At 68.7% G+C, this 22,572-nt stretch carries 17 protein-coding genes and 1 pseudogene; 8 read left to right on the top strand and 10 right to left on the bottom strand.

Going from position 1 to position 22,572, the window contains the following annotated elements; translation table 11 throughout:
* Nucleotides 1-63 precede the first annotated feature (63 nt).
* The 3 genes from AB0M65_RS02620 to AB0M65_RS02610 are packed head-to-tail and all read left to right on the top strand — an operon-like array spanning nt 64 to nt 2,488.
* A complete protein-coding gene (locus tag AB0M65_RS02620) occupies nt 64-1,101 on the top strand; it encodes a LacI family DNA-binding transcriptional regulator (RefSeq protein WP_364020316.1) in 1,038 nt (345 codons plus the stop codon).
* Nucleotides 1,098-1,859 carry a TIM barrel protein gene (locus AB0M65_RS02615; protein WP_364020313.1) on the top strand — a complete coding sequence of 254 codons (762 nt, stop codon included), beginning with the start codon at nt 1,098-1,100 and terminating at the stop codon, nt 1,857-1,859. The genes AB0M65_RS02620 and AB0M65_RS02615 overlap by 4 nt, the downstream gene beginning before the upstream one ends.
* Nucleotides 1,856-2,488 carry a GDSL-type esterase/lipase family protein gene (locus AB0M65_RS02610; RefSeq protein WP_364020310.1) on the top strand — a complete coding sequence of 211 codons (633 nt, stop codon included), beginning with the start codon at nt 1,856-1,858 and terminating at the stop codon, nt 2,486-2,488. The genes AB0M65_RS02615 and AB0M65_RS02610 overlap by 4 nt, the downstream gene beginning before the upstream one ends.
* A gap of 45 nt (nt 2,489-2,533) precedes the next feature.
* On the opposite strand, the gene AB0M65_RS02605 is transcribed toward AB0M65_RS02610, so the two are convergent.
* The 3 genes from AB0M65_RS02605 to AB0M65_RS02595 form a co-directional block, all read right to left on the bottom strand.
* The gene (locus AB0M65_RS02605; RefSeq protein ID WP_364020307.1) at nt 2,534-3,544 is read right to left on the bottom strand and encodes a LacI family DNA-binding transcriptional regulator; all 1,011 of its coding nucleotides are present in this window, start codon (nt 3,542-3,544) and stop codon (nt 2,534-2,536) included.
* A 2-nt stretch (nt 3,545-3,546) separates the two neighbouring features.
* The gene (locus AB0M65_RS02600; RefSeq protein WP_364020304.1) at nt 3,547-4,191 is read right to left on the bottom strand and encodes a flavodoxin family protein; all 645 of its coding nucleotides are present in this window, start codon (nt 4,189-4,191) and stop codon (nt 3,547-3,549) included.
* Nucleotides 4,192-4,302: 111 nt separating this feature from the next.
* Nucleotides 4,303-5,685: a M20 family metallopeptidase gene (locus AB0M65_RS02595; protein WP_364020301.1), complete on the bottom strand. Its 1,383-nt coding sequence runs from the start codon at nt 5,683-5,685 to the stop codon at nt 4,303-4,305.
* 113 nt (nt 5,686-5,798) lie between these two features.
* Here AB0M65_RS02595 and AB0M65_RS02590 point away from each other — a divergent pair, with 113 nt between their 5' ends.
* On the top strand, nt 5,799-6,707 hold the full coding sequence (locus tag AB0M65_RS02590) for a LysR family transcriptional regulator (RefSeq protein ID WP_364020298.1): 909 nt from the start codon (nt 5,799-5,801) through the stop codon (nt 6,705-6,707).
* Here AB0M65_RS02590 and AB0M65_RS02585 read toward each other — a convergent pair.
* The gene (locus AB0M65_RS02585) at nt 6,697-8,286 is read right to left on the bottom strand and encodes an FAD-binding oxidoreductase (RefSeq protein ID WP_364020295.1); all 1,590 of its coding nucleotides are present in this window, start codon (nt 8,284-8,286) and stop codon (nt 6,697-6,699) included. The two genes, AB0M65_RS02590 and AB0M65_RS02585, sit on opposite strands and share 11 nt — an antisense overlap.
* Nucleotides 8,287-8,693: 407 nt before the next feature.
* Between AB0M65_RS02585 and AB0M65_RS02580 the strand changes: the two genes are divergently transcribed.
* The gene (locus AB0M65_RS02580; RefSeq protein ID WP_364020361.1) at nt 8,694-11,147 is read left to right on the top strand and encodes a LamG-like jellyroll fold domain-containing protein; all 2,454 of its coding nucleotides are present in this window, start codon (nt 8,694-8,696) and stop codon (nt 11,145-11,147) included.
* 97 nt (nt 11,148-11,244) lie between these two features.
* Nucleotides 11,245-11,421 (top strand): amidohydrolase family protein, encoded by a 177-nt coding sequence (locus AB0M65_RS02575; RefSeq protein WP_364020292.1) that lies wholly within the window; start codon nt 11,245-11,247, stop codon nt 11,419-11,421.
* Here the strand turns inward: AB0M65_RS02575 and AB0M65_RS02570 are convergent.
* The 4 genes from AB0M65_RS02570 to AB0M65_RS02555 form a co-directional block, all read right to left on the bottom strand.
* Nucleotides 11,407-13,056, bottom strand: a complete 1,650-nt coding sequence (locus tag AB0M65_RS02570) for a DUF885 domain-containing protein (protein WP_364020289.1) — start codon at nt 13,054-13,056, stop codon at nt 11,407-11,409. The genes AB0M65_RS02575 and AB0M65_RS02570 overlap by 15 nt on opposite strands.
* Before the next feature lie 606 nt (nt 13,057-13,662).
* Complete coding sequence (locus tag AB0M65_RS02565) at nt 13,663-14,367, bottom strand: SWIM zinc finger family protein (protein WP_364020286.1); 705 nt, start codon at nt 14,365-14,367, stop codon at nt 13,663-13,665.
* Complete coding sequence (locus AB0M65_RS02560) at nt 14,360-17,416, bottom strand: DEAD/DEAH box helicase (RefSeq protein WP_364020283.1); 3,057 nt, start codon at nt 17,414-17,416, stop codon at nt 14,360-14,362. Before AB0M65_RS02560 ends, AB0M65_RS02565 begins: the two co-directional genes overlap by 8 nt.
* Nucleotides 17,407-17,835, bottom strand: a complete 429-nt coding sequence (locus AB0M65_RS02555; protein WP_364020280.1) for a MarR family transcriptional regulator — start codon at nt 17,833-17,835, stop codon at nt 17,407-17,409. The genes AB0M65_RS02560 and AB0M65_RS02555 overlap by 10 nt, the downstream gene beginning before the upstream one ends.
* Before the next feature lie 70 nt (nt 17,836-17,905).
* On the opposite strand from AB0M65_RS02555, the gene AB0M65_RS02550 reads away from it, so the two are divergent.
* Both AB0M65_RS02550 and AB0M65_RS02545 read left to right on the top strand, forming a co-directional pair.
* Entirely contained in the window at nt 17,906-18,508 is a 603-nt protein-coding gene (locus AB0M65_RS02550) for a TIGR03086 family metal-binding protein (RefSeq protein ID WP_364020277.1), read from the top strand.
* A gap of 64 nt (nt 18,509-18,572) precedes the next feature.
* Nucleotides 18,573-18,650, top strand: a pseudogene (locus AB0M65_RS02545) (hypothetical protein); the annotation flags it as partial.
* A gap of 43 nt (nt 18,651-18,693) precedes the next feature.
* On the opposite strand, the gene AB0M65_RS02540 reads toward AB0M65_RS02545, so the two are convergent.
* Nucleotides 18,694-21,450, bottom strand: a complete 2,757-nt coding sequence (locus AB0M65_RS02540; RefSeq protein WP_364020274.1) for a DUF5682 family protein — start codon at nt 21,448-21,450, stop codon at nt 18,694-18,696.
* Nucleotides 21,447-22,559, bottom strand: coding sequence for an AAA family ATPase (locus AB0M65_RS02535; RefSeq protein ID WP_364020271.1), 1,113 nt, complete (start codon nt 22,557-22,559; stop codon nt 21,447-21,449). Before AB0M65_RS02535 ends, AB0M65_RS02540 begins: the two co-directional genes overlap by 4 nt.
* Nucleotides 22,560-22,572: the final 13 nt, after the last annotated feature.

The following is a 22,572-nucleotide window of genomic DNA, read 5'->3' as shown; positions in this document are numbered from 1 at the left end:
AGCCCGGGCTCACGCCGGCGGCCGTCCTCGCCGGCGTGAGCCCGTACCACCCGAGGAGGAACCATGCCGCAGCGCGCCGCGGGTTCGGCCACCCTTGCCGACGTCGCCCGTGAGGCGGGAGTTTCGCTGGCGACGGCGTCGAGAGCGCTCAACGGCGGGACCAGGCAGGTCAGCGGCGAACTGCGGAAATCCGTCCTCCAGGCCGCGGAGCGGTTGCAGTACACCGCGAACGTGCCCGCGCAGGCGATGGCCCGCGGCCGCGGCAACGTCGTCGGCCTGCTCGTGCACGACATCGTCGACCCGTACTTCTCCTCGATCGCGTCCGGCGTGATGCGCGTGGCCGCCCGGCACGGGCTGACGGTCACCATCGCGAGCACCGAGAACCATCCGGAGAAGGAACTCGAATACGTCATGACCTTGCGCGGGCAGCGGGCAAGGGCGGTCATCCTGGCCGGGTCGCGCAACGAGGACGACACCCTGCAACGGAATCTGACCAAGGAGCTCAAAGCGTTCGAGGCCGCCGACGGCCAGGTCGTGGTGATCGGGCAGCGGAAACTGCCGTTCGACACCGTCCTGCTCGAAAACCGGGCGGGCGCGGCGAATCTGGCCGAACGGCTCGCCGGGCTCGGGCACCGCGATTTCCTCGTCCTTGCCGGGCCACCCGGTTTGATGACCTCGCGTGATCGTGTCCTCGGCTTCCGTGACGGCCTCGCCAGACAAGGCATCCCGCTGCCCGAGAACCACGTGCTACGTGCGGAGTTCACCCGCGACGGGGGTTACGCGGCGATGGTGCGGGCGATCGAGAACGGCTTCCGCGGATGCGTCTTCGCCGTCAACGACGTGATGGCCGTCGGCGCGATGGCCGCCTGCCGCGACCGTGACGTCGGCGTCCCCACGCAGATCGCGATCGCGGGATTCGACGACATCATCACCTTGCGCGACATCAGGCCTTCGCTGTCCACCGTGCGTGTCCCGATCGAGCGGATGGGCGAACAAGCACTCGACTTCATCCTCGACGACCGCGCGGACCACCCCCGCGTCAAACCGATCACCGGTGAGGTCGTGCTGCGGGAAAGCACTCAACCGTTGGAGGGGAAATGATCCGGCCGGGACTCTGTTCGGTGACGCTGCGGCGACTGGACGCCGAGGAGGTCGCCCGCCTCGCCGCGGACGCCGGTTTGAAAGTGGTCGAGTGGGGCGCCGACGTCCACGTGCGCCCTGGTGACGACTGGGCGGCCGACCGCGTTCTCGAAGCCATGGCCACCTACGGCCTGACCTGCGATTCCTACGGGTCCTACTTCCGTGCCACGCCCGCGGAATGCGGGAAGTTCGCCGAGATCGCCGAGACGGCGGTGCGCCTCGACGCGTCCAGGATCCGGGTGTGGGCAGGCAAAGCGGGCTCGGCGGACGTCGACTCCGAAGAGCGGGGCCAGGTCGTGGCCGGGCTGCGCGAAGCCGCCGACGTCGCCGCCGGGCACGGCCTCGAAGTCGCGCTGGAGTTCCACGGCGGCACGCTGACCGACACCGCGGAGTCGACCGTCCGGCTGCTCGACGAGGTCGGCCGGGACAACCTCGGCACCTATTGGCAGCCACCGCAGGATCTGCCCGACGATCCCGCGCTCGCCGGGCTGGAACTGGTGCTCCCCCGGGTACTCGCGGTGCACGTCTTCTCCTGGTGGCCCAGCAACGAACGGCATCCGCTGACCGCGAGGACGGAGCTGTGGACGCGGGCGTTCGCGCTGCTCGCGAAGACCGGACGGCCGCTGGACGCGCTGCTGGAGTTCGTCCCGGGCAACGATCCGGAGCTCATCACCGGCGAGGCAGACTCGCTGCGCGAACTGATCGAGGCGGGCGCGTGAAGTTCACCGAAACGGACCGGCTGCTGTTCGCCGGTGACTCGATCACCGATTCCAGCCGCGACCGCGACGATCCGGCGTCACTGGGCAAGGGTTACGTCCGGGAAATCGCGGACCGGCTGCGTGGCGGGCCGGAGGTGATCAACAAGGGGCTCAACGGCAACCGGATCTACGACCTCGAAGCCCGGTGGACCACCGACGTCCTCGCGCTGCGGCCAACGGTGCTGACCGTGAAGATCGGCATCAACGACACCTGGCGCACCTTCGATCGAGGGCTTCCCAGCCCCGCCGGGAAGTTTCGCGCCGCCTACACCCGGCTGCTGGCCAGTGCGCGACAGAATCTTCCGGCCGAGCTGTACGTCATCACGCCGTTCCTGCTGCCTGTCGAACCGGAACAAGACGAGTGGGTCGCGGACCTCGCACCCCGGATCGAGGCCGCGATCGACGTGGCCACCGAATTCGGCGCACGCCTGGTCCGCGCGGATCTGTTCATGCCGCGTGCGGCGGCCGAGCACGGGGCGGCGGCCCTCGCCCCGGACGGCGTCCACCCCAGCCCGCTCGGCCACCGCCTGCTCGCCGAGGCGTGGCTCGCGGCCGCCGGTGTACCGGTCACCGAGATCTCGCGGCCCTAACGGATACAAGAACGGTTCCCTGGCGCAGAACGGCGAGCGGAGTCCCTAGCGTGCCGTGGATTCTCGTGCGTTGAGCCGCACGGGTACTTCGATCCGGCTTTCGGCGGCGCCGGCTTCGATGAGGTCCATCAACGCCGTGGCCGCACGGCCACCCACCTCGCGGGGATGCACGAACACACCGGTGATCTGCGGCGAAGTGAGCTGAAGCGAACCACTGTCCACCGCGCTGCCGATTCCGAGCTCGCCCGGCACTTCGAGCCGACGGCGACGGGCTTCGTGCAGGACACCGAGCGCGAGGTTCTCCGACGTCGTGAAGACGGCGTCCGGGCAGACCGGCCGGTCGAGCAGCCTGCCCAAGGCCTCCGCGGTGCCTTCGGCGGTCGGCGGCTCGTCGATCTCGGCCACCACGGGCTCCAGTCCCCGCTCCCCGGCCCAGCCGGTGTAGCCGGCGACGAGATCCGCCGCGTAGGAGCGGCTGGTGTCGGTCGTGATCATCGCGGGGCGCTCGTAGCCGTTGTCCGCCAAGTGGTCCAGCATCAGCCGGGCCGCCGCGACGAGGTCGTTGTCCACGACGACCGGGACGGGGCACGGTGCCGCCATCGCGCGGCCGGTGGTCACCAGCGGGCGATCACGGCACCAACCGGTGGCGAAGAACGGTTCGTCGCCACGGGGATCCACGAGGATGGCGCCGTCGACAGCGAAGGCGTTCAACCGGTCGAGGTCCGCGTCCGCGGGGGTCAGCAGCAGGCCGTACGACCGTTTCGACGCGGCTTCGGCCGCCCCGTTGAGAACTTCGAGGAAGTAGTCCGAATTGGGGACGAGCGCGCAGGCGTTGCTCGCGTCCACCGAGTTCGCGAGCTGGATCGCCAGCGTGCGGCTGCGCCGGGTGACCAGTTGCCGCGCGTGGACGCTGGCCTGATAGCCGAGTTCGGCGGCAGCCCGCGTGACACGGCGCCGGGTGTCCTCGGAGATCCGGCCCTGCCCGCTGAGCACATGGGACACGGTGGTGATCGAGACCCCCGCGGCGGCGGCGACGTCACGGATGGTCGGCGGCACGGTCAGGCCTCCACGGACGGTCCCCAGACGCGGTTCGACCGGTCGGTGTCCAGCCGATAGTCGGTGACATGGGCGTCACCCAGCCTACGGCCGAGATCCGCCGCGGCCTCCAGCGGCCGCGCGGGGTCGCGTTCCACCTCGCCCCGGCTGTTGCCGATGCCGACCACGACACCGGCGAGATCTTGGCGGAGGTACCGGGTCAATTCCTGGAACTGGGCTTCGAGGCCGAGTGTCGCGCCGCGATAGCTCTCCTCGCACGAGATCAGCACCGCCGCCCGCTTGTGCATCAACCCGGGTACGACCTCTCCGGTATGCGGCGAACTGGCCGAGGTGTAGCAGAAGAACCGGTCGAAGAACGACTTCAGCCGCCCGGTCATGCCGTAGAAGTGCAGGGGTGTCGCGTAGACGATCGCGTCCGCCGGGAGGACGTGATCGAACAGCAGCCGCTCGTAGTCATCAGCGATGCCACACGAACGGTCGCTCAACCGGCAACTGCGGCAATCCCCGAGCGGAGCCTCGACGTAATCGGAGAGCTGGACGAAGTCGATCGTGTGGCCCGCCTCCTCCGCTCCTTTCGCCAGCGACTGGGCGAGCGCCCAGGAATTGCCTTCACGGCGCGGGCTCGCACTGAGCACCAAGACCTTCACGTGGTTCTCCCCGGAGAGACTGCAAAAACGCTTTTGCAGTCTCTCCGGGCAAGGATTCACCTGTCAAGCGACCGAGGTCAGCCGACCTCGGATGAGCCAAAATCCACACACCTACCACTCACGAGACCGGCCGAGTGCGTGGAACAGGGCCGTCGCGAGGACAAGGCCCTCGCGGGCGATCGGCGCGAGCAGATGCTCGTCGGGCGCGTGTTGCAGGCAACCCGGGTACGAATGCGGCAGCCACAAGGTCGCGATGCCGAGGATGTCGGTGAACACGTGGTTGGGCAGGCCGCCGCCGAAGCTCGGCAGGATCGCCACCGGCCGGTCGGAAACCTCCTCGAGGACGCCCTTCGCCCAGCCCACCCACGGGTTCCCGACCGGGGTACGGCTGGCCTGGAAACTCCCTTCGGCGGCGACTTCGACCATCGAGAACCCTTGCGAGGCAAGATGTTTCGTGATCGCCTCCGCCACACCGCCGACATCGGTCCCCGCGACGTAGCGCAGTTGCAGCATCGCGCTCGCCCGGCCGGGGATCGCGTTGACAGGCCGGTCGATGTCACCGGCGCTCAGCGAAAGGACTTCGAGGGTGTTCCAGCCGTAAAGCCGCTCGGCGGCGGTCAGCCCGGTGTCACCCCAGCCTTCCGCCAACGCCGGATCCCCCGGTTTTCCGGCGATCCGGATCTCCGCGAGCGCCTCGCGGACGCTCTCCGGGAGTTCGGGTGGCAGGAGCCCGGGTACTTGGATGCGGCCGTGCCCGTCGACGAGACAGGCGATCGCACCGGCGAGGGTGGTGGCGGGGTTGCGCAGCACACCACCCCAGTTACCCGAGTGGTACGCGTCGGGGCGCAGGTCGACGTCGAGCGAAATCCGGACGCTGCCACGCGCGCCGAGGAACACCGTCGGTGTCGCGGCGTCCAGCCGCGGGCCGTCCGAAGCGATGAGGACGTCGGCGCCGAGTGCTTGCCCGTGCGCGGCGACGAACTCGTCGAGACCGGGCGAGCCGATCTCTTCACCGGTCTCGAACAAGAACTTGAGGTTGAACCCCAGCGAACCCGTCTCGGCCAGTAGCAATCTCAGCGCGGTCAGGTTGATCAGATGCTGTCCCTTGTTGTCCGCCGAACCGCGGCCGTACCAGCGCTCGCCGTCGGCGGTCAGCGTCCACGGGTCCCGGCCCGCACTCCAGCGCCCTTCGTGGCCGTCGACGACGTCGGCGTGGCCGTAGCACAGGACGGTCGGCAGCCGCGGCGACTCGATCCGGGTGCCGATCAGGAAGGGGCCCCCGGCCGGGTCGGGGTTGGGATACGTCTCGACCGAGCAGCCGAGCGCGGTCAGCGCCGGGGTCAGCACCTCGTCCAGGTATGCCTTGATGGCAACGCGACCGCTCGGATGGTCGCTCACGGTCGGGTACCGGACCAGTTCGGCGAGCTCGGTGAAGAAGGCACCCGAGTCCACGTGCTCGTGGGCCTTCGTAACCAGTTCCGCTGGAATCACCACGTTTTCTCCCGACTCGCTCACCACTTACCGCTGAGAAGCGTAGAACGGTTCTCCTACACTGACCATTGCCGTTTACGGCGCCCTGCGTTCTGATCGAGGCAAAGGAAGACCCGATGCGCCTGCTGCCGATCGCGTTGACGTACTTCCTCGAAGTCGCCCGCACCGGCTCGGTGTCCGAGGCGGCGGCTGAACTGACCGTCGCGCCGTCGGCGATCAGCCGTCAGATCGCGAAGCTCGAGGCCGGGATCGGGGTACCGCTGTTCGTCCGGCATCCGCGTGGCATGGTGCCGACCGACGCCGGGAACCGGCTGCTCGACCATGTCCGCCGCAGCGAGGCCGAATCGGCCGTCCTCGTCGACGAACTTCGTACCGGACGCGGGCTGCACGCCCGTTCGCTCACCGTCGCCTGCTCCGAGGGGTTCGCCCGCCGTGTCGTGCCCCAGGCGATCGCCGCCTTCCGCCGCGAACACGACGTCACCTTCCACCTCGACGTCGTGACCCGCGAAGAAGCCACGCGGCGCGTGCTCGACGGCGCGGCCGACGTCGCCGTCACGTTCGCGACCGGGCCGCAGTACGGCGTGCGGGTCGAAAGCGCTGTCGTCGTCCCGGTGTACGCCATCGTCCCGCTCGGCCATCCGCTGACCAGCCGCGACTCCGTCGGGCTCGCCGAACTGTGCGAATACCCGCTGGCACTGCCGGCACCGGGTCAGAGCCTGCGCGATTTGTTCGACATCGCCGCCACGATCGACCACCTCACGACGCGGCCGGTGCTGGTGTGCAACGAATTGAGTCCCAAGTACGAGTTCGTCCGTCACGGCGGCGGGGTCGCGCTCGTCGGCGGGCTCGGCGACATCCGGCAGGACGCCACCACCGAGGGAGTCGCCTACGTGCTCCTCGACAACGCCGTGTTCCGCAAGCGCGAAGCGCAGGTTCAGACCATGGCGGGGCGGACGTCGTCGTTGGCCGCCAGGCGGTTCACCGCGCTGCTGACCTCGTTCGTCAGGCCGCCGGTCAACGGATGAGCACGCCGGGATTGAGGATCCCCGCCGGATCGAGCGTGGTCTTGGCGGCGGAGAGTGCGGCGGCGAACGGATCGGGACGCTGCCGGTCGTACCAGGGTCGGTGGTCGCGGCCGACGGCGTGGTGATGGGTGATCGTGCCGCTGTGCCCGGCGATCGCCTCGGACACCGCGGCCTTGATCTCGTCCCATTGCGCGACCGTGCTCCCCCAGCGTCCCGCGGCGTAGATCCCGTAGTAGGGAGCGGGACCGTCGGGATAGACGTGGGTGAAGCGGCAGGTCACGACACCGGCGCCACCACACACCTTGTCGATCGCGGTGCGGGCCGCCGACGTGATCGCGTCGTGGAACACCGCGAAATTGTCCCAGGTACAAGCGGTCTCGAAGGTTTCCACGATCAGGGAACGCCTGGCGAGCGCGTCGCGCTGGTACGGCATCCGCAAGAAGGACGAGCGCCACGTCGACGCCGAATCGCTGTCCTGGCGCGCGGAATCCTTGCTGCGGCGGGTTTTCACCCTCCCGCCGTGACCGATGGCCAGTTCCAGCGCGCGATCAAGCCCTACGTCAACGGGGTGGTCCGCCGACTCGAACCCGACCAGCAGCAGTCCTCCACTCACACTCGCGCCCGCGTTGATGAAGGCCTCGGCGGGATCGAGCAGACGGCAGTTCGACGGGTAGAGCCCGGACTGCGCGATCGCACGGGTGGCGGCGACGGCGTCTTCCAGGCGCTCGAACGCGACCGACGCGGTGACCTGCCAGACCGGCCTGTCCTGCAACCGCATCCACGCTTCGGTGATCACACCGAGCGTGCCCTCGGAGCCGAGGAACAGCCGGTCCGGCGACGGGCCCGCACCCGATCCGGGCAGCCGCCGCGACTCGCTGATCCCGGCCGGGGTGACGACCCGCAGCGATTCGGTGAGGTCGTCGATATGCGTGGCGAGGGTGGCGAAATGCCCACCCGCGCGGGTGGCGAGCCAGCCGCCGAGCGTCGAATGGGCGAACGACTGCGGGAAATGCCGCAAGGTCAACCCCAGCGGGCGGAGGCGGTCTTCCAGTGCGGGGCCGTGGATCCCGGCCTGGATCCGGGCCGCGCGGCTGACCGTGTCCACTTCGAGCACGGTGTCGAGGCCACCCAGATCCATCGACACCGCGGGCCCGTCGAAGCGCGGCTCGACGCCGCCGACCACGGAACTGCCGCCACCGTAAGGAATCAGCGGGATTTCCTCGGCCGAACACCATTCGAGCAGATCGACGACGTCCTGTTCCGAACGTGGGCGGGCGACCAGATCCGGGAGGTGGCCGACTTGCCCGAGCAGATTGCGGACGACGTCGCGGAAGGCCTTGCCGCGGCCATGGGACAACCGGTCGGCGGGTTCGTCTCCGCACAACGCGGCCAGCGTCGCGGGCGGGCGGATCCGTGACGGCGGCACCGGGAGATCCGACGGCCGAGGCGGACCATGGTCGGTGAAGTCGTGGCCGGGCAGCACCGCCGCCGTGCGAGCGACGAGCGCGTCGGATTCCTCCGCCGACAACGCGCCGGCGGTGGTGCCCCAGCCCCACCAGGAACGGTCCTCGGTCGACATCGTCGTCTCCGTTCAATCTGACTCAGCAGTAAGTTACTTATCGGTCAGTTACCGTGTCAACGGAGAAGGATGTCCCGAAGGCCCCCTTTGAGACGATGATCGTCTCAAAGGGGGCCTTCAGGACACCGAACCCAGGCGGGTGCGATTCGAGGCCTTCGACGCTTTACAACGTTGTATCAACGATGTAAAAACATCCTGACGACTTGCCTTGGCCCCGCTCACCCCTGATCCCTACTTGGCCACGGAGTCGTTTTCACGCCTGCACAGGTCCAGTGGGAGGTTCACCTCCACCGAGGCGGCCGCCCCCGGAGAAGGGTGTCGAACAGATGTTGTCAACGTTGTCACCTCATCGTCCCCGATGTACGTCCAGAACCGCCGGACGCTTCCGAAAGACACTGACCGCCGCGCTGGCGGTCGTCTCCGCCCTGGCGCTGACCTCGGGCGCCGCGACCGCCGCGGAGAGCGGCTGGAAGATGGGCAAGCCGCGGCTGACCACTCCGTGGACCAACCAGGTCTCGCCTGCGAACGCGCTGCCCGAGTACCCGCGGCCGCAACTGGTGCGCGAGGACTGGCAGAACCTCAACGGCCTCTGGGAATTCGCCGGCGCCGCTCCCGGCGAGGTCCCGCCGTTCGGCGAGCGGCTCGCCGAGAAGATCTTGGTCCCCTACCCCACCGAATCGGCGCTTTCCGGCATCCAGCGCCACGAAGACTTCATGTGGTACCGGCGCACGTTCACCGTGCCGAAGAGCTGGAAGGTGGGCAAGGACAACACCCTCCGGATCAACTTCGGCGCCGTCGACTACAAGGCGAAGGTCTACGTCAACGGCAAGGAGGTGGCCGCTCACCAAGGCGGTTACGGCGCGTTCTCCGCCGACGTGACCTCGGCGCTGAAACCCAAGGGAGACCAGGAGATCATCGTCGGCGTCGAGGACCGTGCCGACGCCACTTGGCAGCCCGTCGGCAAACAGCGCCGGGTTCCCGACCGCGGGATCTTCTACGAAGGCGCGTCCGGTATCTGGCAGACGGTGTGGATGGAACCCGTCGCGGCCAAGCATGTCGGCACGCTCGGCATGGTCCCCGATCTCAAAGCGTCCACCCTCAAGCTCACCGTCGACACCGGCGGGAACTCCGGGCTGACCGTCGAGGCCGTGGTCCGTGACGGCAAGAAGGTGGTCAGCCGCAGCAAGGCGTCCGCTGCCGGGACGATCTCGCTGCCGGTGCCCAAGACGAAGCTGTGGACACCGGACTCGCCCTTCCTCTACGACCTCGACGTCGAACTGAAGGACGGCCGCCGCACCGTTGACAAGGTGTCCTCCTACTTCGGCATGCGCGAGTTCGGCACCACGAAGGGCGCCGACGGCAAACTCCGGTTCACCCTCAACGGCAAGATCCTCTTCCTCATGTCCACTTTGGACCAGGGCTACTGGCCGGACGGCATCTACACCGCACCCACCGACCAGGCGCTGCGCTTCGACCTCGAACAGCACAAGGCCCTCGGATTCAACACGGTCCGCAAGCACATCAAGACCGAACCCGATCGCTGGTACCACCACGCCGACAAACTCGGCCTGCTCGTCTGGCAGGACATGCCCGCGATGCGCACCGGTGGCCGCCCGCCCGCCGACGCCCAGCGGCAGTTCCAGGTGGAACTGAAGGAACTGGTGGAACAGAAGAAAAACTGGACCTCGATCGTCGGCTACGTGCCGTTCAACGAGGGCTGGGGCGAGTGGTCACGCGAGACCACCGGGAAGATCGCCGACGACGTCAAGGCACAGGACCCGACCCGGCTGGTCAACGCGCACAGCGGGGTCAACTGCTGCGACTCCCTCGGTGACTCGGGCAAGGGCGACGTCCTCGACTGGCACGCCTACCCGGGCCCGGCCAAACCGATGCCCGACGGCAGGCGGATCTCGATCGACGGCGAACACGGTGGTTACGGCCTCGAAGTCAAGGACCACATGTGGTTCGGCGAAGGACACGCGTACGAGATGGTGAAGGACCAGGCGACGCTGAACAGCCGCTACGTCCAGAACCAGCGTGACGTGCTCGCGTCGGCGCAGAGCTGCGCCATCAGCGGCGCGATCTACACACAGATCACCGACGTCGAGCACGAGGTCAACGGCTTCTTCACCTACGACAGGCAGGTGAAGAAGATGGACTTCGCGCAGGTGCGCGCGGTCAACCAGGCGATCATTCGCAACGCCGACGGCAGTGGTTCCGGCGCACCCGATCCGGGGCCCGGCACTCCGGGACTCACCGGCGTGCACGCCTACAAGTTCAATGAGGGCACGGGATCCAGCGCGGCGGACTCGGTCGGCGGTGCCACCGCGACGCTGACCAACGCGCGGTGGGCCGGCGGGGTCGAGGGCGGCGCGCTGGCGTTCGCGGGCAACGGCCAGGCCGACACCGGGAAGAACCTCGTCACCACGGCGGGCAGCTACTCGGTCTCGGCGTGGGCGAAGCTGGACGAGGCGAGCGGCGCGTTCCAGACCGTCGTCAGCCAGGACACCGACCGCGACAGCGCGTTCTTCCTGCAGTATTCCGGGCAGGACCAGCGGTGGGCGATGAGCTTCGTCGGTCTCCGCGCCCTCTCCCCGGAGAAGCCGGAAGTCGGCCGCTGGTACCACCTGACCGGTGTCCGCGACGCCAAGGCGGGCACGTTGTCGCTCTACGTCGACGGCAAGAAGGTCGCCTCGCAAAACGCCTGCGCCGCGCCGCCGAGCACCGGCCACACGGTGCTCGGCCGGGGACAGTACGGCGGTCAGCAGGTCGACTTCCTGCGCGGGGCGGTGGACGACGTCCGGCTCTACGACCGGCCGCTGTCCGACGCCGAGGTCGCCGCACTCGCGAAACGCGACTGAGCACACGCGGCGCCGGGAGCCACTCCCGGCGCCGCGCGCTCCGCACGAACGAAGTTACAACGAGGAAGGCGAGGGTGAACTGGGCGACCACCCGATCATGGCCGACATCCGGAAGAAGCTGGCCGTCCTCGGGACCGATCGGATCATCTTCTCGGCCGACCATCCGTACACCCCGAACGAGCCCATGGTGAACCTGCTCAAAACCGCGCCGATCGACGAGGCCGACCGCGAGAAGATCGCGCACGGCAACGTCGAAAAGCTACTTCGCCTCTGACTCGATCCATTCCTGGACGATCTCGCCGAGCAGGGGCAGCGGCACCTGCCCCTGCTTCAGCACGAGGTCGTGGAAGTCGCGGACGTCGAAGGCCTCGCCAAGGCGTTTCTCGGCGAGAGCGCGCAGTCGCTGGATCTCCAGCCTGCCCGTCATGTACGACAGCGCCTGGCCTGGCCATTCGATGTACCGGTCGGTCTCGGACCGCACCTCGATGTCGCTGAGCACGCAGTGCTCGGTGAGGTAGTCCACGCACTGCTGCCGGGTCCAGCCCAGCGCGTGCAGTCCGGTGTCGACGACCAGCCGCGCCGCGCGCAGGGAATCCTCGGTGACCATGCCCAGCCGCATCAAGTCGTCGGAGTACAGGCCCATCTCGTCGGCGAGCCGTTCGGTGTAGAGCGCCCAGCCCTCGTCGAACGCCGACAACGGGACCAGTTTGCGCAGCGGCGGCACGTCGTCGAGGGCGTGCGACAGGCAGGCCTGGAAATGGTGCCCTGGGACGGCTTCGTGGAAGGCGACGGACTCGGCGATGAACCGGAACCGCTCTTCCACCCGATAGGTGTTGGTGTAGTAGACACCCGGACGGCTGCCATCGGCCGACGGCGTCAGGTAGTACGCCTGTGCGGCGGACGGCCCGTCCGACTCCGGCACGGCCCGCACGACGCATTCGGCGGACGGCACCTCGCGGAACCAGCCGGGCGCGGCGGCCGTGGCCCGCGCGACCGCTTCCGCGGCGGTCGTGACCATCTCGTCCGCGTCACGCCAGCACAGCGCCGGATCGGTGCGCAGCCGGCGCCGGACCTCTGCGGGATCGTCCACTCCGAACACGGCGGCGCCGAGACGGCGATATTCCTGGTCCAGCGCGCTGGCGATTTCGAGACCGGTCTCGTGCAGTTCCTCCGGCGAGATCCCGGTGGTGGTATGCGTCCTGGCCAGCCGCGCATAGGTTTCCTTTCCCCCTTCCAGCCAGCAAAGACCCGGCCGTTCGTCGGGGCGCCCCTGCCCGGCGATGTCGCGGGCGAGCATCTCGCGATAGGCGACGAGCGCCGGCTGGACCTGCTCGGTGAACAGCCGTTCCCGCCGTGCGACACGATCGCCGGTCAGCGGCGGGGACAGCAGGGCGTTGGGTTCGACGGCCAGGATCCGGTCGACATGGGCGATGGCGTTGCCGACCGCGCGTTCCACCGGCGTCCGCCCCGCCTCGATCCCGGCGCGATAGCGGTCACCCAGGCCCGCGAGGAACGCGGGGATCGCCGCCATCCTGGCCAGGTAGTCCTCCTCAGCCTGCTCCCCCGACGGCGCCAGCTGCGGCAGCCAAGTAAGTATCCCGGCCGCCTCGGCCGCCATGGGATCGCCGAGGACGAACTCGATCTTCCGCGAGTCCAGTCTCGCCAAAAGGCCTTCCGCGTGATGGGTGATCACGCCGAGCGTGACCCTGTCCGGATCGGCCGACCGTGCCGCGTGCCCCGCGACCCGGACGGCCACCTCCCGCAGCCGCGCGTCCCCGGCCTCGGAGACGTCGCGCAATTCGTGGTCGTGTCCCGGGATGTTGTCGAAGGTCGCCATCAACGGCATCTCGGCCGCGAGGGCGTCGAGGAGTTCGTCGGCGAGTTCCGCGGCGGTCGGCTGGTCGGTCATACCCGACAACTACCAGCTCTGGGGCAGAGCCGGTGGGGAATGCCGGAATTCGCGCACCCTTGGCCGCCTGAAGTACATGATGGCCCCCTTCCTTGCGCCAGGCGCAGGGCCCCGGCAAAGTCGTTTCTGCGGGTCAGGTGATTTTTGGTAGATGTGGTCGTGAGTGGTAAGTGAGTCGTGTTATGTGGGAGGTAGGTCAAGTCTGGCGTGGCTTCTGCCGGGTAGGCCCTTTTCGCGAGCTTCAAGGTGGGAAGGGGTTTTCGCGCGTGATTTGGACCGGTCGTCGGAGCCGACAGTGCTTTGATCGTCCATAATGGACACTTACCGGCGAGTAGATGCCCGGGTCGTGAGTGATAAAGAGGGTTAGAACGACCCAAAACACTCACGACCCCCGCGCAAAGCGCCTAAATCGGACACGAATGACGGGATTGATGTCCCTTGTGGACGGTGAGGCCACGATCAGCCCGGCTGACCGGTGTCCGGCACACCACGTTGCCTTACCTTTCAATAGACCCCCACTGCCACTCGCGACCCCTGCGCGCACTCTCGCGACTTTGCCGGGACCCTTGCGCCTAGGTACAGGAAGGGGTCCTTCACGTACTTGCTTCACTCATGACCGGTGAGCACCCGGTAGAGCGGCCGCAGCAGGGCGGTGACCGAGGTTCCGTCCACTGTGGCCTTGAGCGGCGGGACCTCGTCGAGCAGACCCAGCGGGTCCCCGGCCGGTGGCCGTCGTTTGTCCGTGACGTCGCCGGCCGGGCCCCAGCCGAAGAAGTCCTCCATGACCTCGTCGAGGCCGGGTGTCTCGGCATCCGAGGGTGGGGCCGTGACGCGAGCGCCGGCCTGCCGTCCGATCTCTTCGAGCAAAGTGGTCCGCTCGCGGCCGCGGAAGGCGAGGATCGCGAACGGGTCAGTGTCTGCCTCGTCCGCAAGGGCGATCAGGGCCGCTACGAGATGGTCGCACGGGACCCGGGTACCGGGGCACGTGCAGTCCAGCGACAACTCCCCCTGTTCCGGGAACAACGGGACTCCCTCGGCGGCGAAGAAGCGTTCGATGTCCTCGGGAACCCGGCCGTCGAGCATGGCCACCCTGGTGACTTCGTCGTCGACGACGGCCGCGGTGACCGCCGTCCACACCTGCTTGCCGAACGTCGGCAGGCCGATGCGGACCTCGTAGAACCGTTGCCGGGTCACCCGTACACTGGCGACGGCCGCGCCGGGCCCGATCGTGAGGGTGTCGACACGACAGGGCGGCACAAGTCCTTTGTGGACGCCCAATTCGTCCAGCGCCTGGCGGAAACCGTCAGTCATCGGCCGCCTCCCGCCCCAGTGCGAAGACCTCGTGCAGCGAATCGGTGGACAGCTCGGTGAGCCAGTCCTCCCCGTCGGTGACGACGAGGTCGGCCAGCGCTTCCTTCTTGGTGATGACGGCGTCGATCCGTTCCTCGATGCTGCCGGGGCAGACGAACTTCCGCACCTGGACACTCCGCCGCTGGCCGATCCGGAAGGCACGGTCGGTGGCCTGTTCTTCGACCGCCGGATTCCACCAGCGGTCCAGGTGCAGGACGTGCGTGGCGGCGGTGAGCGTCAGTCCCGCTCCCCCGGTCTTCAGCGACGCCAACAGGATCGACGGGCCGTCACCCGACTGGAAATGTTCGACGATCGAGTCGCGGCGCTGCTGCGACAATCCACCGTGCAGGAAGGCGATTTTCGTCTTCAGCCTGCTCGAAAGATGCGGCACGAGGAGATGACCGAACTCGGCGAACTGCGTGAAACACAGCGCGCGGTCACCCGAATCCAGGATCTCCGCCAGCAGCTCTTCGAGCCGGTTGACTTTGCCGGACCGGTTCCCGATCGGCGAACCGTCGTGCAGCAGATGCGCGGGATGATTGCAGATCTGCTTGAGTTTGGTGATCGCGGCGAGGATGTTGCCGCGCCGTTTGACCCCGGCGCTGTCGGCGATCTTGGTCATCATCTCGTCGACGGTCGCGCGGTAGAGCGTCACCTGCTCGCTGGTGAGGCGGTATTCCTGGAGGACCTCGATCTTCTCGGGCAGGTCGGCGAGTACGGTGGGATCGGTTTTGAGGCGGCGTAACAGGAACGGCCGGGTCAGCCGGCGTAGTTCGGTGGCCGCGGTCAGGTCGCCCCGGCGCTCGATGGGTACCTCGAACCGCTCGCGGAACTCTTGCCTGCCACCGAGGACGCCGGGATTGAGCAGATCGGAAAGCGACCACAGATCGGCCAGCCGGTTCTCGACCGGTGTCCCGGTCAGCGCGACCCGGTGACCGGCGGGGATCCGGCGCAACGCCTGCGCCGGGGCGGTGTTCTGGTTCTTGACCGCCTGTGCCTCGTCGAGTACGAGCCGGTGCCACCGGGTACCCGCGAGTTCTTCGGCATCGCGGGCGGCGGTCGAGTAGGTGGTGACGACGAGGTCCGCCGCGCCGATCCGCGCCGCCAGCCGGACACCGTGCGTCCGGTCCGCGCCGTGGTGGAGATGGACACGCAACCCGGGCGCGAACTTCGCCGCTTCCCGTTGCCAGGTCCCGAGCAACGACATCGGGCAGACGAGCAGCGTCGGGCCGCACTCGTCGCGTGCCCGTTCGATCGCTTCGAGCGCGAGCAACTGGACGGTTTTGCCGAGCCCCATGTCGTCGGCGAGGCACGCGCCGAGTCCGATCGACGCCATGAAGGAAAGCCAGGCGACGCCCCGATTCTGGTAGGGCCGCAGGGTCGCGAGGAAGGTCGCCGGCGGCTCGACCGGTTCGATGGTGCGCTGGACACGGCCGTCGAGGAAGTCGTCGATCCAGCCGTCGGTGGTGACCTCGGTGACCGGCAGCGGCGCGTCGGTGAAGCCGTGCAGCAGGGCCAGCAATTCCGCCGGGGTTGGCAACGGCGGCTTCTCGCGATCCGGGTCGCGGCGCAGGTATTCGAGACCGGCACGCAGCAGTTCGGGGTCGACGCTCACCCACCGCCCGCGCAACCGCACCAAGGACGACTTCGCGGCGGCGAGCCCGGCCAATTCCTCATCGGTCAGCGCGTCCTCCCCGACGGCGAGCGACCAGCGGTAGGAGGCCAGTTGGTGGCGGCCGAGCCGGTGCACGGCGGCCTGGTCGACGGGCGCGCCGCGGACCGACAGTTTGAGCGCGAGCTTCCGGCGGCCACCCCAGCTCGCCGGGAGCTGGACGTCGAAACCGGCCGCGACCAGCAGTTCCGCACCGCCGTCGAGAAACTCCACGGTTTCGGCGACGGTGAGGTCGTAAAGGCCGGGCTTGGTCATCCGGACCGCCGGATCGAGCAGCGGCAGCGTTTCCGCGGCCCGCTCGAGTTCGGCGGTGAAGAGGCCCTCGGGGTCGGTGAACTTCGCGCCGGCCTTGCCGGACCAGACGTCCTCGGCCGGGAGCAGGAGGCTGGGGTCCGCCGTGGAACGCAGCAGGAAGCGCAGCTGCCACTTGGTCCCGTCGCCGGTCTGGTCGTCGGGGTCGTCGAGCGGGCCGTACAACGTGGGGACCTCGTCGAGCCGGAGGCAGACGGTGCCCTCGGTGAGGTCGGTGTCGCCGACCGCGTCCCAGGCCGCGATACCCTCGGCGACGATCCCCATCCGCCCCGGCGCTTGGCTGATCCGGTCGTCGGCGGTCTTCAGCGCGTGGAGCCACGATCCGAACGGTCCTTCGCGCCCGTCGCTTTCCGTGGCGTGACCGGCGGCGGCCAGGCGGTCGCGGACGGCGGCGTCGACCAGGGTGTGGAGCGCGTCGGTGACGAGCGCCGCCGGGTCCGGCCTGGTGTGCTCGGCGCGGCCGACCGGCGGAGTGGCCGCGATCAGCGCCCGGAGCGCGACGGCGTCGCCGCCCCTGGCCACCGGCCGCCAGCGGGCCCGCGCGACGATCTCGTTCCGCACGAGCGTCGGCAGCACCCGGCCGCGGCGGACCAGGTCGTCCGCCAGCCGGGCGATGGCGCGGAGGTGGCGGACGGAGGTGCCGTAGCTGACCGTGTCGGCCAGGTCTCCCAGCTCGGAAGGGTCGATCAGGAGCGCGGGCACCGACCAGGGTTCCAACGTCAGTTCCTGCTGCGGACGGCCGCGGACCCCCAGCTCGGGCGAGGCGACCGGGCCGGTGCGCCGCGACTGCAGGAGCAACGTCGCCGACGCCGGCTTGCCGGGATGCAACGCGGTCAGATCCGCGACCGACGCCGCGAACGGATGCGGCCGGGCCGCGGACGACGGCCGCATCGACGTCGTGGCCGGGCGGTCGCCATGCTCACCCCACAGCACGATCCCGCGGCCACGGGACCACAGGCCATGCACGACGAGTGACGACGTGATCCCCGTTCCGTGGAAGGCGAGCCGGTGAAGATTCACGGCCACTGCGCTTCGGACAGCACGCGCGCGGCTTTGAGGAACGTCTTGCGGTCGGTGGCGGGGAGCTGGTCGAGCAGCCGCTCCTCCTGTTCCTGGATCCGCGTCTGAGCCGACCGCCGTGCGGCGCGGCCGGCGTCGGTGATCTCCAGCAGCCGGACCCGGCGATCGGCCGGATCCGGTTCGCGGGTGATCAAGCCGTCCTCCTGGAGCGTGTCGAGGGTGCCGATGATCCGCGTCTTGTCCGCACCGATCGCCTTGGCGAGCGCGGCCTGCGTGCGGACCGGCCGGTCGTCGAGCGCGCTGAGCACCACGTAACCCCACATGGTCAACCCGTGCTCGGTCAGCACCGGCGACTCGGCCGCCATCAGCCGTCGCATCAGCCCGCCGAGCATCGCCGCGAGATCCGGCCTCCTCTGCTCCGCCATGCGCAGACCATACCGATCGAACTCGCGAACCCTGTTGACGAACTCATATGCGTATGTAGATGATATGCGCATGCCTATCGATGAACTCCGCATCCTCGACGCCATCGTGGTCCGGGCCAGCCTCGACCTCGTCTCCCAGCTCACCCCCGGCGACCTCGAAAAACCGACACCCTGCGCCGCCTGGACCCTCCACGGCCTCCTCGCGCATATGGCCACCCAGCACCACGGCTTCGCCGCCGCGGCCGAAGGGGACGGCCATCTCGACCACTGGCGCCTCATCCCGCTGGGCGAAGACCCCATCGAGACCTATCGCGCCTCGGTCAAGCGAGTACTGAACGCCTTCGTGCCCCACGACCTCGATAGCCGCAAGTTCTCCCTCCCCGAGTTCTCCACCGAGATCACCTTCACCGCGGAACAGGCACTGGGCTTCCATTTCGTGGACTACCTGGTGCATTCCTGGGACGTGGCCAAGACCCTGGGCCTGCCGGTCAAGTTCCAGAAAGAGGTACTCGACGCCGGACTGCGCTTCGCCGAGTCGATCCCGGACGGGCAGAACCGGAAGACCCCGGGCGCCGCCTTCGCCCCGGCAGTCGAGGCGACCGGACCGTCCGCTTTGGACACGATCGTCGCACTGCTCGGCCGTTCCCCGTCCTGGCCCGGCCAGGCGGCCTGAGCATCCTCGGCTACCGGCCCGACCGGCTGACGACGAGCGCCTCGATGCCGTCGCACAAGACTTCACCGCGAAGCCGCTGGCACGCATCCACCTGCCCAGGCCCGTACCGCTGGGCTTCCACGGCAGCTGGGTGGCCGACTGACGAATCGGGCGGTCCGCCGAATCACTGGCGACCACCCTTCCGGTCACACGCCGCTGAGCACCTCCTCCAGTGCCGCCGCGGAGTCCGGGTACTGCCCGACCAGTGCCAGGCCCGCGGTCGCGGTGCTCCCCCAGGACTCGTCGCAGCCCAGCAGGCCCGCCACGGCGTCGCAGGTCGCCGGATGCGCGGCCAGCAGCGCCAGCCCGTTCCCACCCACTTTTCCGGGCGTGGCAAGCGTTTCCGGCTGGTTCTTCCAGGGCGGGACCCATGCGTCGAGCGCCGCGAGACGGCCGGGGAAGACCCGTCCGGCCTCCCGGACCAGCAGCGGCACGAGTTCCGCCCCGCGGGAGCGCAACGTGGTGATCAACGTCGGCAACCACGGCAGCAGCAGCCTGTCCGGGAGCTCGGCGAAGGCGTTCGACACCGCCTCGACGACGAAGTCCGCCAGGCCCGGCGCCGGTTCCAACGCGTGCACGAACCCGCTCAGATACCGTGGATAAGCGGGCAGCACCAACGGATTGGCCAGCAATCCGGCGCACCGCTCGCGCAGTTCCGCGCGCGAGAGGTGACCGAGCTGGACCTGAGCGGCCCAGAGCAGTGCCACCTTCGACGGTTCCTGCGGATGCGATCCGGCAATGGCCAGTTCCAGCTGGGTGCGGTCGCAGCCGAGTGACAACGCCAGCGCCTCCATGCTGAACAGGAAGCCCAGCATCGCGGCGACCTGCTCGACTCCGGCTTCTTCGTCGGTGAAGGCCGCCGGCAACAGGGTGCAGTAGTGCGCGTACCCGGTCCTGACGAAGTCCTCGATCCACCGCGGCAGGACCGGCTCGCTGGTCCGGTAGTGCGCCAGCAGCCTGCGTACACGCCGCAGGACTTCCGGTGCGCCGTCGACCGTGCGCTCGGTCGCCAGCACCTCCAGGGCCCGGGTGCCCAGTTCGCCCGCCAGCCTCGCGCTACGCAGGTACAGCGTCGCGTCCTCGACGGCTTCGAGCACCTTCGCCGCGGTGGCCTGTGGGTAATACGCGGCCCGCCGGAGCCGCTGCTCCAACACCTGTTCGATGCTGACGCCCTCGTAACCCAGCTCGATGAGAGCACGCTGGTGAGTACCCAGCGCCAGATCCCACGACTCCTGGATCGGCCGTTCGCCGAGCCGCCGCTCCCCCATGATCGGCCGCGCCGCGCCGTGCGGCATCAGATACCGCAGCATCCACAGCAAATCCGAGCAGGGCCCCAGCTCGGGTTTGCTGGCGATGTCGAGCAGCGCCCGCTGCACCCCTCGTTGCTGCAACTTGAGGTTCAGCGGTTCCAGCCTGTCGTGCACGTCGCGAGCCAGTGGCGGCAGCGCGTCGTAACCGACCTGGCCGATCCGGTCGCCGCCCATCATGATTTCGACGATGCGGCGCACGTCGCGCCTGCCGGGTACGACGTCCTTCTCGATGCAGGTTACCGCCGCGTCCTGGAAGTCGTACGGCGTTGGCTTCGCCCGGTCGCGCAGGCCCGCCAGCAGGATCGACGTCTCGAACACCGCGATGGCGTCGGCCGTCGACGACAAATAGCCGTTGCGCCGCGCCGCCCGCACGACCTCGACCGACCAGCCGAGCAACTCGGCCTCGTCCAGTCCGTCCAGGACAGGAGGTCGCTGGAGGAAACCGGAAAGCTGATCGGACGCGACCGGGTCCGACGTGGGTTCGGGCAGTTCCGGGGCCTTCTTCCGCTTCGGCCCGCCCACCTGTCCTTCCAGCTGGAACTGCTTCACCCGGGTGCGCTTGAGGTTCTTCGCCCACTCGGTCGCGGCAATCGACACCGATCCCCCGGCAAGGCCGAACTGCGCCTCGATCGACGCGTGACTCGACGGGATCAGCCCGTATTGCCACTTGCTCTCGCTGCGCGGGCTGATCACGAAACCGTCCGTGCCCTCGGCCCCGAACTCCGCGACCCGGCTGGCGGCGTGGAACGCGCCACAGATGTACAGGCAGTCGGCGGGATCGGCACCGGAGGCGGCGAGGTGTTCGCGCATCCTGGTCCACATGTAGCGCTCGCGGTCCTCGTCCACCCGCACCCGGTGGGTGTCGCCCGGCGCGAGCCGGCGGAACAGGCTGCCGATCAGGAACATGACCTGGCGGTAGGTGTCGTGGTCACTGTCGCCGAGCGGCAGCTCGACGTACTGATGCCACCACTCCGACCAGTGCCGCACCCGTCCATGCCGCAGCAGATGCTCTTCGAGCTCGGCGAACCGAGGCCGTAGATCACCGATCTCGACGCCGATCGCGTCGCCGTGCAGTGCCGCTTCCTCCTCGGCGGGCGGCGCGTCCGGATCCGCCGCAGGCTCGCGCTCGTCCCACTGGAAGACGTGGTCGGCGGACCGATCGACGAGGACGAGTTCGACACCCGGGGTGTCCAGGGCGTAGGCGATCGCCTGGTACTCCGCCGAAGCCTCGGTGATCGGCGCGACCACCGACAGCGGCGCCCACTCGGCGGGGAAACCCTTCACCTCGGTCGCGAAGGCCTGCACCGCCACGGGAAGCCGGCAGTTGCGCAGTTCGGTGAGCAGCGGCGCCATGTCCTCGCAAAGTTCGAGGTAGACCACCTTCGGCTGCTTTTCCCGCAGCCGCCGCGCCATCGCCACGGCCGACGCCGGGGAATGGTGACAGACCGGGAAGATCTCCAGCTGTTCCCGCACGGCGCGGTCGACGTCGTCGACCAGGCCGAGCAGGATGCCCTCCAGCGCACCGGGCCCGTCGGCGAAGGCGGCCGCGGCCTCTCGTAACTGGCCGCGCAACGCCTCGAAGGCGCCGCTCACGACAGGGTGGCGATCGCGTCGCGGCCGCCGTCGAGGAACTCCGGCCAGTCCCCGCCCTCGTCCTTGCTGCGCGGCTCGACGACGCCGTGCAGATACTTGTTCAGGATCGACAGGTCTTCTGGTTCACGCCTGGCGAGTGAACCGACCAGCGAGGAAGCGAGCGCGCGGGCGGTCAGGGCTCGATCACCGAAGAAGTTGCTGTGCAGCACCGCGTCTTCGAGCACGCCGATCTGCTCGGCGGTGGACAACGCGGACTCCAGCTTCTCGTCGTCACTGCCCGCCGACGCCGCCGCCGCACGCAAGTCGCCGAAGCTGCGCAGGAGCACGTCGAGCAGCGTCGGCGGCACTTCCAGCTCGATCTGGTGGCGCCGCAGGAGCTCTTCGGTGCGGAAGCGCACGATCTCCGCTTCGCTCTTCTTGTTCGTCACCACGGGGATGCGGACGAAGTTGAAGCGCCGTTTCAGTGCGGACGACAGGTCGTTGACGCCGCGGTCGCGGCTGTTGGCGGTGGCGATCACGGAGAAACCGGGTTTCGCGAAGACGATGCCGTCGCTGTCCAGTTCCGGCACCGAGATGTACTTCTCGGACAGGATCGAGATCAGCGCGTCCTGCACGTCGCTGGTGGAGCGGGTCAGTTCCTCGAACCGGCCGATCGATCCGCCCTCCATCGCGGTCATGATCGGCGACGGGATCATCGACTCACGCGACTGACCCTTGGCGATGACCATGGAGACGTTCCACGAGTACTTGATGTGGTCCTCGGTGGTGCCCGCGGTCCCCTGCACGACGAGTGTGGAGTTGCGGGAGATCGCCGCGGCCAGCAGTTCGGCGAGCCAGCTCTTGCCGGTGCCGGGGTCGCCGATCAGCAGCAGGCCGCGGTCGGACGCGAGCGTGACGATGGCGCGCTCCACGATGCCGCGGTCGCCGAACCACTTCTGCGAGATCTCACGGTCGAGGCCGTCGGCGCGCTCGGCGCCGAGGACGAACAGGCGCACCATCTTCGGGGACAGGCGCCAGGCGAACGGTTTGGGGCCGTCGTCGACCGACTCCAGCCAGTCCAGCTCTTCGGCGTACTTGAGTTCGGCGGGGGCGCGCAGGACGTCGGACATGTCGTGCCTTTCG

This window comes from Amycolatopsis sp. NPDC051071, assembly GCF_040682875.1.
In the GTDB taxonomy this organism is placed as follows: Bacteria; Actinomycetota; Actinomycetes; order Mycobacteriales; family Pseudonocardiaceae; genus Amycolatopsis.
This window is presented reverse-complemented; position numbering and strand designations above follow the sequence as displayed.